Source organism: Streptomyces sp. NBC_01808 (assembly GCF_035917395.1).
GTDB lineage: Bacteria > Actinomycetota > Actinomycetes > Streptomycetales > Streptomycetaceae > Streptomyces.
The window spans coordinates 5,300,061-5,313,240 of record NZ_CP109072.1; the positions used below are offsets into that span (position 1 = coordinate 5,300,061).

Genomic DNA, 13,180 nt, shown 5'->3' on the forward strand with positions numbered 1-13,180 from the left:
GGGTGGCGCTGACCGCGGTGGCGATGAGCGCCGTGCTGGGGCTGACCGCGTGCGGCGGCGACAGCAAAGCGGAAGGCCCCGGGGATCAGAAGGACTCCGCCTCGGACCAGCAGAAGAACGTGCCGGACGCCCGAATATCCATCGCGCCCAAGGACGGCACGGAGAACGTCGGGATCAACTCCGACACCAAGGTCACGGTGAAGGGCGGCAAGCTCACCGAGGTCGTGCTGACCGCGGCCGGCAGCACCGACCAGATCGCCGGGACCATCGCGGACGACGGTGCCTCCTGGACCCCGGACGCGGCCCTGGAGCGCGGCACGGAGTACCGGCTGACGGCCAAGGCCAAGGACGGCGACGGCCAGGTGTCCACCTCCAACGCGAACTTCTCCACGGTCTCCGCCGAGAACAGCGTGATCGGCTACTTCACCCCGGAGGACGGCACCGAGGTCGGCGTCGGCATGCCCGTGTCGCTCAACTTCGACAAGCCGGTCGAGGACAAGGCGGCCGTCGAGTCGAAGATCGCGGTCGAGACGAGCAGCGGCCAGGAGGTCGTCGGCCACTGGTTCAACGACACCCGGCTCGACTTCCGCCCCGAGGACTACTGGGAGGCGGGCTCCACCGTCACCATGGACATGAACCTCGACGGGGTCGAGGCGGCGCCCGGCGTCTTCGGCGTGCAGGACCGCGAGATGAGCTTCACCGTGGGCCGCTCGCAGGTCACCACCGTCGACGTCAAGGCCATGACGATGGAGGTCGTGCGGGACGGCAAGAAGGTCAAGACCATCCCGATCTCCGCCGGTTCGCCCGAGAACCCCACGTACAACGGTCAGATGGTGATCTCCGAGAAGCACAAGGAGACCCGGATGGACGGCTCGACCGTGGGCTTCACCGACAAGCAGGGCGAGAGCGAGTACGACATCCCGGACGTGCCGCACGCCATGCGGCTGTCCACCTCGGGCACGTTCATCCACGGCAACTACTGGGGCGGCCGGGGCGTCTTCGGCAGCGCCAACACCAGCCACGGCTGCGTCGGCCTGTTCGACAAGCAGGGCGCGAACGACTCCGGGACAGACGGCGCGTGGTTCTACGACCAGTCGCTGGTCGGTGACGTCGTGATCGTCAAGAACTCGCCGGACGAGACCATCGCCCCGGACAACGGCCTCAACGGCTGGAACATGGACTGGGCCGCCTGGCAGGAGGGCAGCGCGCTCTGAGCCGCTGATCCGCTCAGCCGTGGCGCGGCACCGCCGGGCCGACGCGGTGCGCCGGGGGGCGTACGGAGTTCATGCCCCGTACGCTCCGGCGTACCGCAGCGCGCGGGGGCGCGGAGCGCCTTCCTCCGGCGGGCGCCGCGGGCGGGCGCCGTAGCACCGGCACAGGGCCGGGACCTGGACCGTACGACGTACGTACGGCGAGGCCCGGCCCTTTCTCATGGCACTCTCACGGTGACCTCAGCCTTTCCCCAACAACGCGCCATAGCTTCGCCGCATGTTCCTCACCTACCTCCGGCGCGAGTTGCGCCGGCGCAGAAAGGCCGCACTGGTCGTCGCCCTCGGCCTGGCGCTCGGGATCGGCCTCGTCATCACCGTGTCATCCGTGGCCGCCGGCATGCGCGACGCCCAGGACGAAGTCCTGCACTCCCTCTACGGCGTGGGCACCGACCTCACCGTCAGCAAGGAGGCGGACGAGAGCGGCGGCGGGCCGCAGAGCTTCCGTATCGGGCCCGGCGAGGACGGTGAGGACGCCACCAAGACCGACGACCGGCTGATGCCGCTCGGCGGCTTCCAGCACCTCGACGACTCGGTCGTCGGCGAGGTCGAGGCCCAGGACGGCGTCGACACCGCGGTGGGGGCGCTGGCGCTCAACGACATCGAGTTCAAGGGCGACTTCAAGCAGGGGAAGATCGAGGGCGGTGCCACCGACCAGGCGGCTCCCGGCCAGGGCGGACCCGGCGGCGGAGGCGGCGGGGGCGGCCCGCGGATCGAGGGCGGCGGCGCCGACATCGACGTCGACTCCTTCACCGTCACCGGCCTCGACGTCACCCAGCAGGACGTCGGCCCGCTCTCCTCGTCCAAGATCAGCGACGGCGCGACCTTCGGCAAGAACGACACCGACGCCCTCAAGGCCGTCGTCGACAGCGCGTACGCCAAGGACGAGGACCTGAAGGTCGGCGACGACGTCACCATCAAGGGCAAGAAGTTCGAGATCGTCGGCATCGCCACCGCCGACACCGGCGCCGCCACCGCGAACGTCTACATCCCGCTCAAGCGCGCCCAGGAACTGTCCGACGCCGACCTGGAGAACAAGGTCTCCACCATCTACGTCAAGGCCGACAGCTCCGAGGACATCCCCGCGGTCAAGGACGCCATCGACAAGAACGTGTCCGGCGCCAGCGTCACCTCCGCCTCCGACCTCGCCGAGCAGGTCTCCGGCAACCTCTCCACCGCCTCCAACCTGGCCACCAACATCGGCAAGTGGCTCTCCGCCGTCGTGCTGATCGCCGCCTTCCTGCTCGCCGGGCTGCTCACGATGTCCGCCGTCGGCCGGCGGGTGCGGGAGTTCGGCACGCTCAAGGCGCTCGGCTGGCGCAGCGGGCGCGTCGTCCGGCAGGTGATGGGCGAGGCGTTCGTCAACGGGATCCTCGGCGGCGTCCTCGGCATCGCGCTCGGCGTCGCCGGCGCGTACCTCGTCACGACCGTCGCCCCGACGCTCGACGCCTCGGTGGGTCCGGGCTCCGACATGCCCGAGGGTGCCGTGATGCGCGGGCCGAAGGAGATGGTGGACGCGGCGAACTCCACCGTGGAGGTCGCGCTCCAGGCGCCCGTGACGCTCTCCGTGATCGCCCTGGCCGTCGCGCTCGCGGTCGCCGGCGGGCTGATCGCCGGCCTCTTCGGCGGCTGGCGGGCGGCGCGGCTGCGGCCGGCCGATGCGCTGCGGCGCGTCGAATAGCCTCCACCTCCCCCGACCACCTCACCCGCGGCATCCAGGAGTTGACCACGATGTACCAGCTCACCGGCGTCACCAAGCGCTACCAGCGCGGCAAGGAGGCCATCGACGCCCTCGCCGGCGTCGACCTCACCATCGCCGACGGCGACCAGCTCGTCGTCCGCGGCCCCACCGGCGGTGGCAAGTCGACGCTGCTGCAACTGCTCGGCGGCCTCGACCGCGCGACCTCCGGCACCGTCAGCCTCGACGGCACCGACCTCGGCGGCCTCAGCGAGGCCGCGCTCACCCGGGTACGCGCCGCGACCATCGGCTTCGTCTTCCAGAGCTTCAACCTCATCCCCACCCTCAGCGCCCAGGAGAACGTCGAGACCGCGCTCGTGCCGCTCGGCGTGAAGGCGACCGAGCGCGCCAAGCGGGCGGCCGAGGCGCTGGAGTCCGTGGGGCTCGCGGAGCGGCTGACGCACCTGCCGGGCGAGTTGTCCGGCGGCCAGCAGCAGCGCGTGGCGATCGCGCGGGCGCTGGTCAAGCAGCCGAAGGTGCTGCTGGCCGACGAGCCGACCGGCAACCTCGACGAGGACACCCGGGACGACATCGTGGCGCTGCTCGAAGGGCTGTGGAAGGAGCTGGGGTTGACGTACGTGCTGGTCACGCACGACAGCGCGATCGCCAGGCGGGCGCCGCGGCTGGCGGTCATCAAGAAGGGCCGGCTGAAGGTCACGGAGCGGGAGGCGGCGTAGCGCCTTAAGGGGACGGGGGTTTCGGGGGAAGGGCGCGTACGGGCGCGGAGGCGTCCGTACGCGCCCCTGCGCGCCCCGGTGTCGTACGGCACCGGGGCGCCGGCCTGTTCAGCGGCGGCGCGGTGAGGCCAGCAGGTACATCCCGCCGTCGCGCTCGGGGTGTTCGGAGACCTGCCACCCCGCCGCCTCCAGCACCCCCGCGCCCCGTACCAGCTCCCGCAGTGCCGGACCTGGCCGCCGGTCGACCCGTACCGCCTCCGGCTGGTGCGCGGCGGGGGTGACGACGTAGCCGCCGGTCACGTCGGTGGCCGGGGGCAGGCCGCCGGCCTCCAGTGCGAGGGCGACCGCGGACGCCAGGTGCGTACGCTCCCAGGCGCACGGCACGTCGGTGGCGCCGTCGGCGTTGGTGAGCCGGCGCAGCTCGGCGAGGCCCTCCCAGGCGCTGCGCACCTCGCGGGCGCGCGCGGCGGCGTCGGACGGGGCGGGCTCGCCGCCGGTACGGGCCGCGAACACCCCGGGCTCTGCCGGGTCCTGGCTGCCCGCCGGCCCGGCTGTCGCGCCGGCTGCGGATTCGGCTGCGGCTTCGGCAAGCAGCCGGTCGCGCAGCTCACGCCCCGCGGGGGTGAGGTAGTGCCGGTGCGGCGGGCGCGGATGCCGTACCGCGAAACCGCCGTCCACCAGCCCTTCCAGCACGCGCTCGCTCGCGCGCACCAGCCCGGTCGCGGCGTCGGCCCCGGCCACGGCCCGGCGCCGGGCGGGCGTCAACTTGGCGGTGCTCATGGCACCACGGTACGCAGTCGCCGCGTACCCCCTTCCGCGTACCGTCCCGGCTGCTGCTGCGACAGGCCCCTGCCGCCCCGGGACGGGCGCCTGAGCGCCCGTTACTCCCCTGGGAGTAAGAAAGTTGACTCCTGTGGACGGACGACCGGCACACGCCGTCACAGGCAGACTGCGTGTAAGCGACGAGGAGGCCGCCCACCATGCGCATCAGCATCAACGTCACCGACTTCTCCTGGCCCGGCGGTCCCACGGCCCTCGCGCCCGCGCTCGCCGAGGTCGTCGGCGCCGCGGACGTGGCGGGCGTGGACACCGTCTGGGTCGGTGACCACCTGCTGCAGGCCGACCCCACGTGCACGCCGGACGAGCCGGTGCTGGAGGCGTACACCACCCTCGGCTACCTGGCCGCGCGCACCGAGCACGTCCGCATCGGCACGATGGTCACCGGCGTCACGTACCGCCCGCCCGCGCTGCTGGTCAAGGCCGTCACCACCCTCGACGTGCTCTCCGGCGGCCGCGCCTGGCTCGGCCTCGGCGCCGGCTACCGCGAGGACGAGGCGTACGCGATGGGCCTGACCCTGCCGCCCGCCGTCGAGCGGGTCGAGCGGCTGGAGGAGACGCTGCGGCTGGCGCAGCAGATGTGGGCGGGCGACACCGGCGCGTTCGACGGGCGCCACTTCACGCTGGACTATCCCGTGTGCAGCCCGCAGCCGGTGCAGCGGCCGCGGCCCGCGGTGCTCGTCGGCGGCGTGGGCGACGGGCCGATGCTGCGGCTGGCGGCGCAGTACGCGGACGCGTGCAACTTCTTTGACGTACCGGACAGCGGCCTGACGCTCCGCCGCGAGCTGGACGTGCTCGCGGACCACTGCGCGGCGGCCGGGCGGCCGTTCTGGGAGGTGGAGAAGACGGTCACCGCCCGGATGGAGCCGGGGGAGCCGGCGGAGTCGGTGGCGGAGCGGTGCGAGTCGTTCGCGGAGTTCGGGATCGAGCACGTGGTGTTCGTCGCGGTCGGGCCGTGGTCGGTGGAGGCGGTCGAGGCCGTGGGCGAGGCCGTGCCGGTGGTGGCGCAGATCAAGCCGAACAGCGAGGTGGGCGTCTGGTGAGCCCGGCGGCCCTCACGTGCGGCGGAAGGTGACCACCGTCCCCGGGGTCACCGGCGCGGGCGCCTGCGGCGCCGCGGCCACCCGGCGCTCCAACTCCGCGAAGCCCGCCTCGATGTCGGCTTCCGGCATGTGCTCGAAGATCGAGCACGCCCGCGTACGCAACCGGGCCAGCGCCCCCGCCCACGTCCCGGGCGCCGGCAGCCCGACCTCTCCCACCCCCTTCAGTTCCCACCCCGCCGTTTCGAACGTATCGCGCAGCACTGACAGCGGCTCGTAGAGCGCGGCGAGGACGTCGCGCCCGCGCGGGAAGGCGTCGAGGTACCACAAGTCGGGCAGCGAGTCGGTGAGTTCGGTACGCAGCAGCAGGGTGCCGCCGGGCCGTACGACGCGGTGCAGCTCGCGTGCGCCGGCGGGCTTGTCCCGTACGTGGTGCCAGACCAGGAAGCCGAGCGCGAAATCGACCGACGCGTCCGGCAGCGGCAGCGTCTCGGCCCGCCCCGTGACGTACGCGACCTGGGGATGCGCGGCGCTGGCGACGGCCTGCTCGCGCATCCGCGCCGACGGCTCGACCCCGGTGACCGGACCGCCGAACTCAGCGGCGAGCAGCGGCGTGAACCGCCCGGTGCCGGACCCGAGGTCCAGCCCGCGCAGCGGACGGGCGGCGGGCAGGCGGGCGGCGAAGGCGCGGGACCAGGCGGTGCGCTGGGCGTCGGTGAGGGCGCGGCCCGCGGCGTAGGTGCGGTGGAGGCGGTCGTCGTAGTCCACGGGGCGCATGCCCGATTCCTACCCGGCGGCGGCCCCTTCGTGCGCTTCCGCTTCGCCCGGCGGAGGGGCGGGGTGGGGAGTGGCCGCCACGCGCTAGTCTGGCCAGCCATGTCGCTGAACGGCCCCGCACCGCCTACCGATTCCGCTTCCGCTTCCGCCCACGGGGGCGGTGCGGTGCTCGTGGCGGGCCTCGCGGCGGCGGGCGGCGGCTGGACCGACCGCCACCGCCACCCCGTGCCGCAACTGGCGTGGGCGCGCAGCGGGGTCCTGATGGTGCGTGCGACGGGCCGCACGTGGGTGCTGCCGGCGACGACGGCGCTGTGGATCCCCCCGGGGGTGCGCCACGCGACGGGTACGGCGGGTACGGCGGAGCCGCGGACGCTGTACGTCCGGTATCCGGGCCCGGCCCCGGCGGCCGCTGACCACCCGCTCCGTACGCGCCCGCCGGCGGACCGGCCCGGGTGGTCAGAGCCGACCGTCGTGGCCGTGACCCCGTTGCTGCGGGCCCTCTGCGACCACCTCGCCGACGACGCCCCCGCCCCGGCCGCCCGCGCCCGCGCGGAGGCCGTGGTCCTCGACCAGCTCACCCCCGTCGCCCCGACGTCCGTCCTGGCGCCCATGCCCCGCGATCCCCGCCCCCGCGCCGTCGCCGAGGCCCTGCGCGACACTCCGGCGGACGCCCGCACGCTCGCGGAGTGGTCCCCGTACGCCGGCGCGGCGCCCCGTACGCTGGCGCGCCTCTTCGTCGCCGAGACCGGCATGCCCTTCGGCCGCTGGCGTACGCACCTGCGCCTCCAGGCGTCGCTGCCGCTGCTCGCCTCCGGCGCGACGGTGGCCACCGCCGCCCGCCACGTCGGCTACGCCTCGCCGAGCGCGTTCGTGGCGGCGTTCCACCGCACCGTGGGGGCACCGCCGGGCACGTACTTCCCGCGCGACTGAGGATCCGCGAACCGGGCACGTACCGTGTCCCCGTGCCAGCCTCCCGCCTCCGCCGCGCCGCCGTCCTCGTACTGGAAGGCGCCAAACCCCTCGACGCCGGCATCCCCGCGCAGGTCTTCAGCACCCGCCGGAGCATGCCGTACGAGGTCCGGGTCTGCGGCGCCGCACCGGGGCTGGTGGCCGGCGGCGACGGGCTCTCGTACCACGTCGCACACGGCCTCGATGCGCTGGCCTGGGCCGACATCGTCTTCGTACCCGGCTACCGGTTCCCCGACCGCGACGACCCGCCGCCCGCCGTCACCGAGGCCCTGATCGCCGCCCACCGCAGGGGCGCCCGCCTCGCCGCCATCTCGACCGGCGCCTTCGCCCTCGCCGCCACCGGCCTCCTCGACGGCCGCCGCGCCACCACCCACTGGCACTACACGCGCGCACTCGCCGCGAAGCACCCGGAGGTACGGGTCGACGAGAACGTGCTCTTCGTCGACGAAGGCAGCGTCCTGACCTCCGCGGGCGCCGCCTCCGGCATCGACCTGTGCCTGCACATCCTCCGCGGCGACCTCGGCGTGGCCGCGTCCAACCACGCCGCGCGGCGCCTGGTGGCGGCCCCGTACCGCAGCGGCGGCCAGGCGCAGTACGTGCCGCGCAGCGTGCCGGAGCCGCTCGGCGAGCGGTTCGCCGCGACCCGGGAGTGGGCGCTGCACCGGCTCGGCGAGCCGCTGACGCTGGAGGCGCTGGCGCGGCACGCGGGGGTGTCGACGCGCACGTTCTCCCGGCGCTTCGTGGACGACACCGGGTACACGCCGATGCAGTGGATCATGCGGGCGCGTATCGACGTGGCGCGCGAGCTGCTGGAGCGGTCCGAGCAGAGCGTGGAGCAGATCGCGGACCGCGTCGGCCTCGGCACGGGCGCGAACCTGCGGCTGCACTTCCAGCAGATTCTGGGGACGACGCCGAGCGAATACCGGCGCACGTTCGCGCGGGGCGAGTAGCTGGCGAGATCCTTGCGGAGGATGGCACCCAGGCCGCTGTCAGGGAGCGGCACGGCGGGCGAACCTGCTGGAAAGCGCAGAAACCCGAGGGGAAATCCACGGGGAAAGCCAGTGGGAAGCCGCAGACCCCCGGAAGGCAGGAAGCCATGACCCGCATCGCCATCAACGGATTCGGCCGCATCGGCCGCAACGTGCTGCGCGCGCTGCTGGAACGCGATAGCAGCCTCGACGTCGTCGCCGTCAACGACCTCGCCGAGCCCGCCACCCTCGCGCGGCTCCTCGCCTACGACACCACCGCCGGCCGCCTCGGCCGCCCGGTGACGGCGGACGGCGACACCCTCGTCGTCGACGGCCGCCGCATCAAGGTGCTCGCCGAGCGGGAGCCGGCCAAGCTGCCGTGGGCCGAACTCGGCGTGGACGTGGTCCTCGAAGCCACCGGCCGCTTCACCGCGGCCACGGCCGCCCGCGCACACATCGACGCGGGCGCGCGCAAGGTCCTCGTCAGCGCCCCCTCCGCCGGCGCGGACGTCACCCTCGCGCCCGGCGTGAACACCGAGGCGTACGACCCGCAGGCCCACACCATCGTCTCGAACGCCTCCTGCACCACCAACGCGCTCGCCCCCCTGGCCGCCGTCCTGGACGAACTCGCCGGCATCGAGCACGGCTTCATGACCACCGTGCACGCCTACACCCAGGAGCAGAACCTCCAGGACGGCCCCCACCGCGACGCCCGCCGCGCCCGCGCCGCGGCCGTCAACATCGTCCCCACCACCACGGGCGCCGCCAAGGCCATCGGCCTCGTACTCCCCGGCCTGGACGGCAGACTCTCCGGCGACTCGATCCGCGTCCCGGTCCCGGTCGGCTCGATCGTCGAACTCAACACGACGGTCGCCCGCGACGTCACCCGCGAAGACGTCCTCGCCGCCTACCGCACAGCAGCGGAAGGCCCCCTGGCCGGCATCCTCGAATACTCCGAAGACCCCCTCGTCTCCGCCGACATCACCGGCAACCCGGCCTCCGCGGTCTTCGACTCGGCCCTCACCCGCGTCGACGGCCGCCACATCAAGGTAGTCGCCTGGTACGACAACGAATGGGGCTTCTCCCACCGGGTAATAGACACCCTCGAACTCCTCACCACCACCTGACGCCCACCTTCCCCGTATCCAGGAGGGCCGGCTGATCGCCCTGGTCGCCGGTCTGCTTGTGGCACGTCGCGGATCTCACGAGAATGCTGCGCACCACAAGGGGGACTGAGGGGGAGACACATGACCGTGCCGGGTGAGCAGGAACTCGGTGCCTTCGTCGGGCGCCATCAGACCGACGTGGCACGCCACGGGCGGACCGGGATCATCTCGCTAGTGATCGGGGTGGCGGCGGGGGCCGCGTCCATCCCGGTCTTCATCCAGACCTTCGAGGAGTCCTCCAGCGGCACCTTCGCCGGCCTGCTGGTGGGCGTGGCCCTGCTCTGCCTGTGGTCGGGCATCACCAACGGCCTGCGCTTCACCACCCGCCACGGCGAGGTCTACACGGTCCGCGAGGGCGGCCTCGTCTACCGCAGGACCGGCGAGTCCCGGGTGATTCCCTGGGAGAGCATCCGCAAGGTCTCCGACAGCGGCCAGCAGAACGCGATCAGCGCGGCCATGGGCTGGGACGTCCACTGCCGCATAAAAGTCCACAACGGCAAACGCCTCCTGCTCACGGGCTTCACCCACGACGCGGCGACCCTCTCCCAGACGATCCAGCGAGCAGTAAAAGAGGGAATCCACCCCCTCCCGCCGGAACGCACCTGATCCCGCCGCGCGGGTACTACCCGGTGACGTCGAGTGCCGTCCCGTACAGCCGGTTCACCTTCAGCCGGATGACCACCCGGCGCTCGGCGACCATCTGCTCCAGGAACGCGCCCTCGTCTTCCGGCTTCGCGGCCGCCGGAACCATCGCGAGCAGTTCCCGCCCCACTGCATCCCCCGGGCCGTCGAGATGTCGGAGACCTCGGCCTCCCCTTCGGCAACGGCGAACGACCACACATCGTCCGTCGCGACGTTCATCCCGGACGGTCGGAGTCGTCCTCCCCCTCGGCGAGGAACCGGCGCCCCGCCGAGAGGGTGTCGAGGGCCCGCGGCGACCCGTCCAGTCGGTCGGCGAGGGCGTCCGCCATCGCGATGAGGCAGCGCGAGTCCGCCGAGCGGGCGGAGAGGTATGTCCGCACGAAGGCGAGGTGTCGGGTGAACACGCGCTCGTCGTCGACGTAGACGGCCGCTGCCAGGGAATCCAGCAACCGGCCGAGAAACCCGGTGCCCTCCTCGTGCTCCATGCCGGAGCCGGAGCCGTATTCCGTGCCCATGCGTCCGCGCAAGCCCGGGCCCACGTCTCGCAGCGCCGAGGCCAGGTGCTCCAGCAGCCGGGGTCGTTGCCTGACGAGCATCGCGTACGCCTCCACGGCATCCGCCTCGATCGACGACTCTCCGCGCAGTACCGGCGGCCAGTGGCGAATCAGTGCTTCCGCGGCGCCACGCGCGTCGGCCGCGTACAGGTCCGCACCCAGCGCGTACGCCCATGTGCCCTCGGGACCGAACCCCGCCCCGCCCGTGATGACGGGAACGCCGGCCCACCGGCAGATTTCGATCTGCCGGTGCGCGAGCGGAAGGTTCCAGGGCAGCGTGCATGAGAGAGCGACCACGTCGGGGCCGTTCTGGTGTACGTCCGAGAGAATCCCGTGCGGGGACACCGACCCGCCGAGTGAGCGCACGTCGAAGCCGTGCAGTCGCAGCACCTCGGCGAGGATCTGGGAGGGGAGAACGTGCCATTCGCCGTCGCTGCACGCCACCAGCACGTGGCCCCGTGAACCGGCCCCGCCGGGCAGGCGGTCGGTGCCGCGGGCAGCGGACGTGACCCCGTCGACGGCCTTCCTGCTGACATGGGTGGCTGCGTGCTCCTGCGCCACCGTCCACTCACCGGACTCCCACCGCTCACCGACCCTCACCTGCGCGGGCGCCACCAGTCGGAGCAGCACGTCCTCCGCGCTCACGCCGCTCGTCACAAGACCGACGGCCAGCTCGACCGCCGCGTCCTCGTCCGCGTCTGCCAGGCAGGCGTCGAAGCGGGCCCGGGCGGCTTCGGTGATCCGGGGCTCACTCATGGAATCCCGGCCTTCCCGGCAACGGGGGACTCGCGCGGCTCCCGGGCTGACGGTGCAGGGAGGAGCCACGGTGGGGAGGTGCCTGAAGCGTCAGGAGGGAGATGTCGTCGTGCGGGCGGCCGGCAAGCCATTCGGTCGTGAGCAGTTCCAGCCGCTCGGCGACCGACGCCGCCTGCATGTCGGTGCAACTGGCCAGCGCGTCGACGAGGCGTTCGTCGCCGTACATCTCCCGCCCGCTCGCACCACCTCGCGCTTCAGTGACCCCGTCGCTGTAGAAAAGGATCAGCTCGCCGGGTTCGAGAAAAAACTCCGTAAGGCTGAAACGGGGATCGGGCACCGCCCCGACGAGCGTGCCCTCGCAGGCGATTTCCTCCACCCTTCCGTCGCCACGAAGGACGAGCGGGGAGAGGTGGCCGCCGCCGGCGATCTCCATCTTCACCGAGCCGTCGTCGCAGGGGCGGGCGGAGCCCGTGACCAGGGTCGCGAAACGGTGGTCGTCGCTGAGGACGATCTCGTTGAGCAGATGCAGGTCACGCAGGGGTTCGCGTTCCTTCGCGACCATGGCCAGCGTCCGCATGCTTTGCCGTAGGTGCCCCGCCAGCACCGCGGCCTCCGCACCCTTCCCGGACACGTCACCGAAGAAGAACGTGACCCCGCCCAGGGCGGAAGGGGCCACGTGGTAGAAGTCGCCGCTGATGTGCAGCGCCTCAGCGGCCGGCCGGTAGGCGGCGCCGAGCCTGAGGCCGTCGGCGGAGGGCAGGGGTTCCGGTGCCATGCTGGCCTGCAGGACGGCGATGGTGTCGGCCTGCTGCGTGTAGAGCGCCGCCGTTGCCAGCGCGAGTCCGGCCCTTACGGCGAACTCATGCACCAGTTCGATGTCCGCGTCGTCAAAGCGGTCACGTTCCGGGCCGCGCAGCATGATCAGCGCGCCGGCCGGCACGCCCCCTGCGGCGAGCTGGGCCACGAGCGGCTCTCCGTCTTGGACGAGCTCTGCGGGCATAAGGCTGTCGAGCGGGTCCAGCTCTTGAGGGCTGACGACGGTGGGGCGCGGTTGGAGTCCGTACAGCGCGTTCGCGACCTCGGGCACCTCTTCGAGCCTCTCGACCGTCACCTCACCGGAGGAGCGGGCCCCGCCAGGACCCGCCCGGTGCCAGTCCGTACGCCGCCCGCTCGCAGGCAGGACCACCACGGCCGCGTCCGCCAGCTTCGGGGCGACGATCTCGGCGAGCGTACGGGCGGTGCGGCCGTGATGGAGCGAAGCGCCAAGGCGCTGCGTGGCCTCCTCCAGAAAGGCCGACCTGGCGCGTTCGTCGACGAGCGCCGCCTCGGCCTCCTGTGCGCTGCCGACCTGACTGACCAGCCATACCGCGAGTCCGTCGGCGGTGCGCAGGTGACCGCGGAGCCTGCGGCCCTCGTGAGCGGCGGAGAAGCGCTTCGCCCCCCGGGCGGCGGCACGAGCCAGGGGCGCCGCCGACGCACTGGCCGGCTGTCCCGTGCGCAGCCGGGGAAAGAGGCGCGCGGCGGCACGGTTGAACCCCCGGATCGTCCCATCGGCGCGGTCGTACGTGACGATGGCCTCGTCGACGAGATCCAGCAACTCGCCAAGCTGCGCAGAGGTATGGCTCCACGCGCCCGCGCTATCTCCGTCGTCCGCCACCGGCCACCACCTCTTGCGCGCTCCGCTCCTGCGCCCGCAGTATTCTCGGTTGTGTCCTTATTTTATGGCATTTATAACACTGTGCCTGTGACCGTCGCGCCATGCGCGGCGCAGTGGTGTCTTGGCGCTGC

The 13,180-nt window shown here is 72.7% G+C and carries 12 protein-coding genes and 1 pseudogene; 8 read left to right on the top strand and 5 right to left on the bottom strand.

Annotated elements, in window-relative coordinates:
• Window positions 1–23: 23 nt before the first annotated feature.
• From OG946_RS23635 to OG946_RS23645, 3 genes are all read left to right on the top strand, one after another.
• Window positions 24–1,214 (top strand): L,D-transpeptidase, encoded by a 1,191-nt coding sequence (locus OG946_RS23635; protein ID WP_326800352.1) that lies wholly within the window; start codon window positions 24–26, stop codon window positions 1,212–1,214.
• A 274-nt stretch (window positions 1,215–1,488) separates the two neighbouring features.
• Window positions 1,489–2,949, top strand: coding sequence for an ABC transporter permease (locus OG946_RS23640; protein WP_326798014.1), 1,461 nt, complete (start codon window positions 1,489–1,491; stop codon window positions 2,947–2,949).
• A 50-nt stretch (window positions 2,950–2,999) separates the two neighbouring features.
• Window positions 3,000–3,683 carry an ABC transporter ATP-binding protein gene (locus OG946_RS23645; protein ID WP_047017729.1) on the top strand — a complete coding sequence of 228 codons (684 nt, stop codon included), beginning with the start codon at window positions 3,000–3,002 and terminating at the stop codon, window positions 3,681–3,683.
• Between the two features lie 108 nt (window positions 3,684–3,791).
• Here the strand turns inward: OG946_RS23645 and OG946_RS23650 are convergent, their stop codons facing one another.
• Complete coding sequence (locus tag OG946_RS23650; protein WP_326798015.1) at window positions 3,792–4,463, bottom strand: hypothetical protein; 672 nt, start codon at window positions 4,461–4,463, stop codon at window positions 3,792–3,794.
• A 200-nt stretch (window positions 4,464–4,663) separates the two neighbouring features.
• On the opposite strand from OG946_RS23650, the gene OG946_RS23655 reads away from it, so the two are divergent.
• The gene (locus OG946_RS23655) at window positions 4,664–5,563 is read left to right on the top strand and encodes a TIGR03560 family F420-dependent LLM class oxidoreductase (protein WP_326798016.1); all 900 of its coding nucleotides are present in this window, start codon (window positions 4,664–4,666) and stop codon (window positions 5,561–5,563) included.
• 12 nt (window positions 5,564–5,575) lie between these two features.
• Here the strand turns inward: OG946_RS23655 and OG946_RS23660 are convergent, their stop codons facing one another.
• Window positions 5,576–6,337, bottom strand: coding sequence for a class I SAM-dependent methyltransferase (locus tag OG946_RS23660; protein ID WP_326798017.1), 762 nt, complete (start codon window positions 6,335–6,337; stop codon window positions 5,576–5,578).
• Window positions 6,338–6,436: 99 nt separating this feature from the next.
• On the opposite strand from OG946_RS23660, the gene OG946_RS23665 reads away from it, so the two are divergent.
• The 4 genes from OG946_RS23665 (at window position 6,437) to OG946_RS23680 (ending at window position 10,046) form a co-directional block, all read left to right on the top strand.
• On the top strand, window positions 6,437–7,267 hold the full coding sequence (locus OG946_RS23665) for an AraC family transcriptional regulator (RefSeq protein WP_326798018.1): 831 nt from the start codon (window positions 6,437–6,439) through the stop codon (window positions 7,265–7,267).
• A gap of 32 nt (window positions 7,268–7,299) precedes the next feature.
• Window positions 7,300–8,256 carry a GlxA family transcriptional regulator gene (locus OG946_RS23670; protein WP_326798019.1) on the top strand — a complete coding sequence of 319 codons (957 nt, stop codon included), beginning with the start codon at window positions 7,300–7,302 and terminating at the stop codon, window positions 8,254–8,256.
• Window positions 8,257–8,402: 146 nt separating this feature from the next.
• Window positions 8,403–9,401, top strand: coding sequence for a type I glyceraldehyde-3-phosphate dehydrogenase (gene gap / locus OG946_RS23675; RefSeq protein ID WP_326798020.1), 999 nt, complete (start codon window positions 8,403–8,405; stop codon window positions 9,399–9,401).
• Between the two features lie 120 nt (window positions 9,402–9,521).
• A complete protein-coding gene (locus OG946_RS23680; RefSeq protein ID WP_326798021.1) occupies window positions 9,522–10,046 on the top strand; it encodes a hypothetical protein in 525 nt (174 codons plus the stop codon).
• A 16-nt stretch (window positions 10,047–10,062) separates the two neighbouring features.
• Here OG946_RS23680 and OG946_RS23685 read toward each other — a convergent pair.
• The 3 genes and pseudogenes from OG946_RS23685 to OG946_RS23695 form a co-directional block, all read right to left on the bottom strand.
• A pseudogene (locus OG946_RS23685) lies at window positions 10,063–10,286 on the bottom strand (PPOX class F420-dependent oxidoreductase); the annotation flags it as partial.
• Between the two features lie 11 nt (window positions 10,287–10,297).
• On the bottom strand, window positions 10,298–11,392 hold the full coding sequence (locus OG946_RS23690; RefSeq protein ID WP_326798022.1) for a cobalamin B12-binding domain-containing protein: 1,095 nt from the start codon (window positions 11,390–11,392) through the stop codon (window positions 10,298–10,300).
• On the bottom strand, window positions 11,385–13,049 hold the full coding sequence (locus OG946_RS23695; protein ID WP_326798023.1) for a PP2C family protein-serine/threonine phosphatase: 1,665 nt from the start codon (window positions 13,047–13,049) through the stop codon (window positions 11,385–11,387). The genes OG946_RS23690 and OG946_RS23695 overlap by 8 nt, the downstream gene beginning before the upstream one ends.
• Between the last annotated feature and the right edge of the window lie 131 nt (window positions 13,050–13,180).

What these genes read in the sequence shown, in the direction of transcription:
- OG946_RS23635 (WP_326800352.1), top strand. Translation starts at nt 24, where the DNA reads ATGAGCGCCGTGCTGGGGCTGACCGCGTGCGGCGGCGACAGCAAAGCG.
- OG946_RS23640 (WP_326798014.1), top strand. Translation starts at nt 1,489, where the DNA reads ATGTTCCTCACCTACCTCCGGCGCGAGTTGCGCCGGCGCAGAAAGGCC.
- OG946_RS23645 (WP_047017729.1), top strand. Translation starts at nt 3,000, where the DNA reads ATGTACCAGCTCACCGGCGTCACCAAGCGCTACCAGCGCGGCAAGGAG.
- OG946_RS23650 (WP_326798015.1), bottom strand. Translation starts at nt 4,463, where the DNA reads ATGAGCACCGCCAAGTTGACGCCCGCCCGGCGCCGGGCCGTGGCCGGG.
- OG946_RS23655 (WP_326798016.1), top strand. Translation starts at nt 4,664, where the DNA reads ATGCGCATCAGCATCAACGTCACCGACTTCTCCTGGCCCGGCGGTCCC.
- OG946_RS23660 (WP_326798017.1), bottom strand. Translation starts at nt 6,337, where the DNA reads ATGCGCCCCGTGGACTACGACGACCGCCTCCACCGCACCTACGCCGCG.
- OG946_RS23665 (WP_326798018.1), top strand. Translation starts at nt 6,437, where the DNA reads ATGTCGCTGAACGGCCCCGCACCGCCTACCGATTCCGCTTCCGCTTCC.
- gap (WP_326798020.1), top strand. Translation starts at nt 8,403, where the DNA reads ATGACCCGCATCGCCATCAACGGATTCGGCCGCATCGGCCGCAACGTG.
- OG946_RS23680 (WP_326798021.1), top strand. Translation starts at nt 9,522, where the DNA reads ATGACCGTGCCGGGTGAGCAGGAACTCGGTGCCTTCGTCGGGCGCCAT.
- OG946_RS23690 (WP_326798022.1), bottom strand. Translation starts at nt 11,392, where the DNA reads ATGAGTGAGCCCCGGATCACCGAAGCCGCCCGGGCCCGCTTCGACGCC.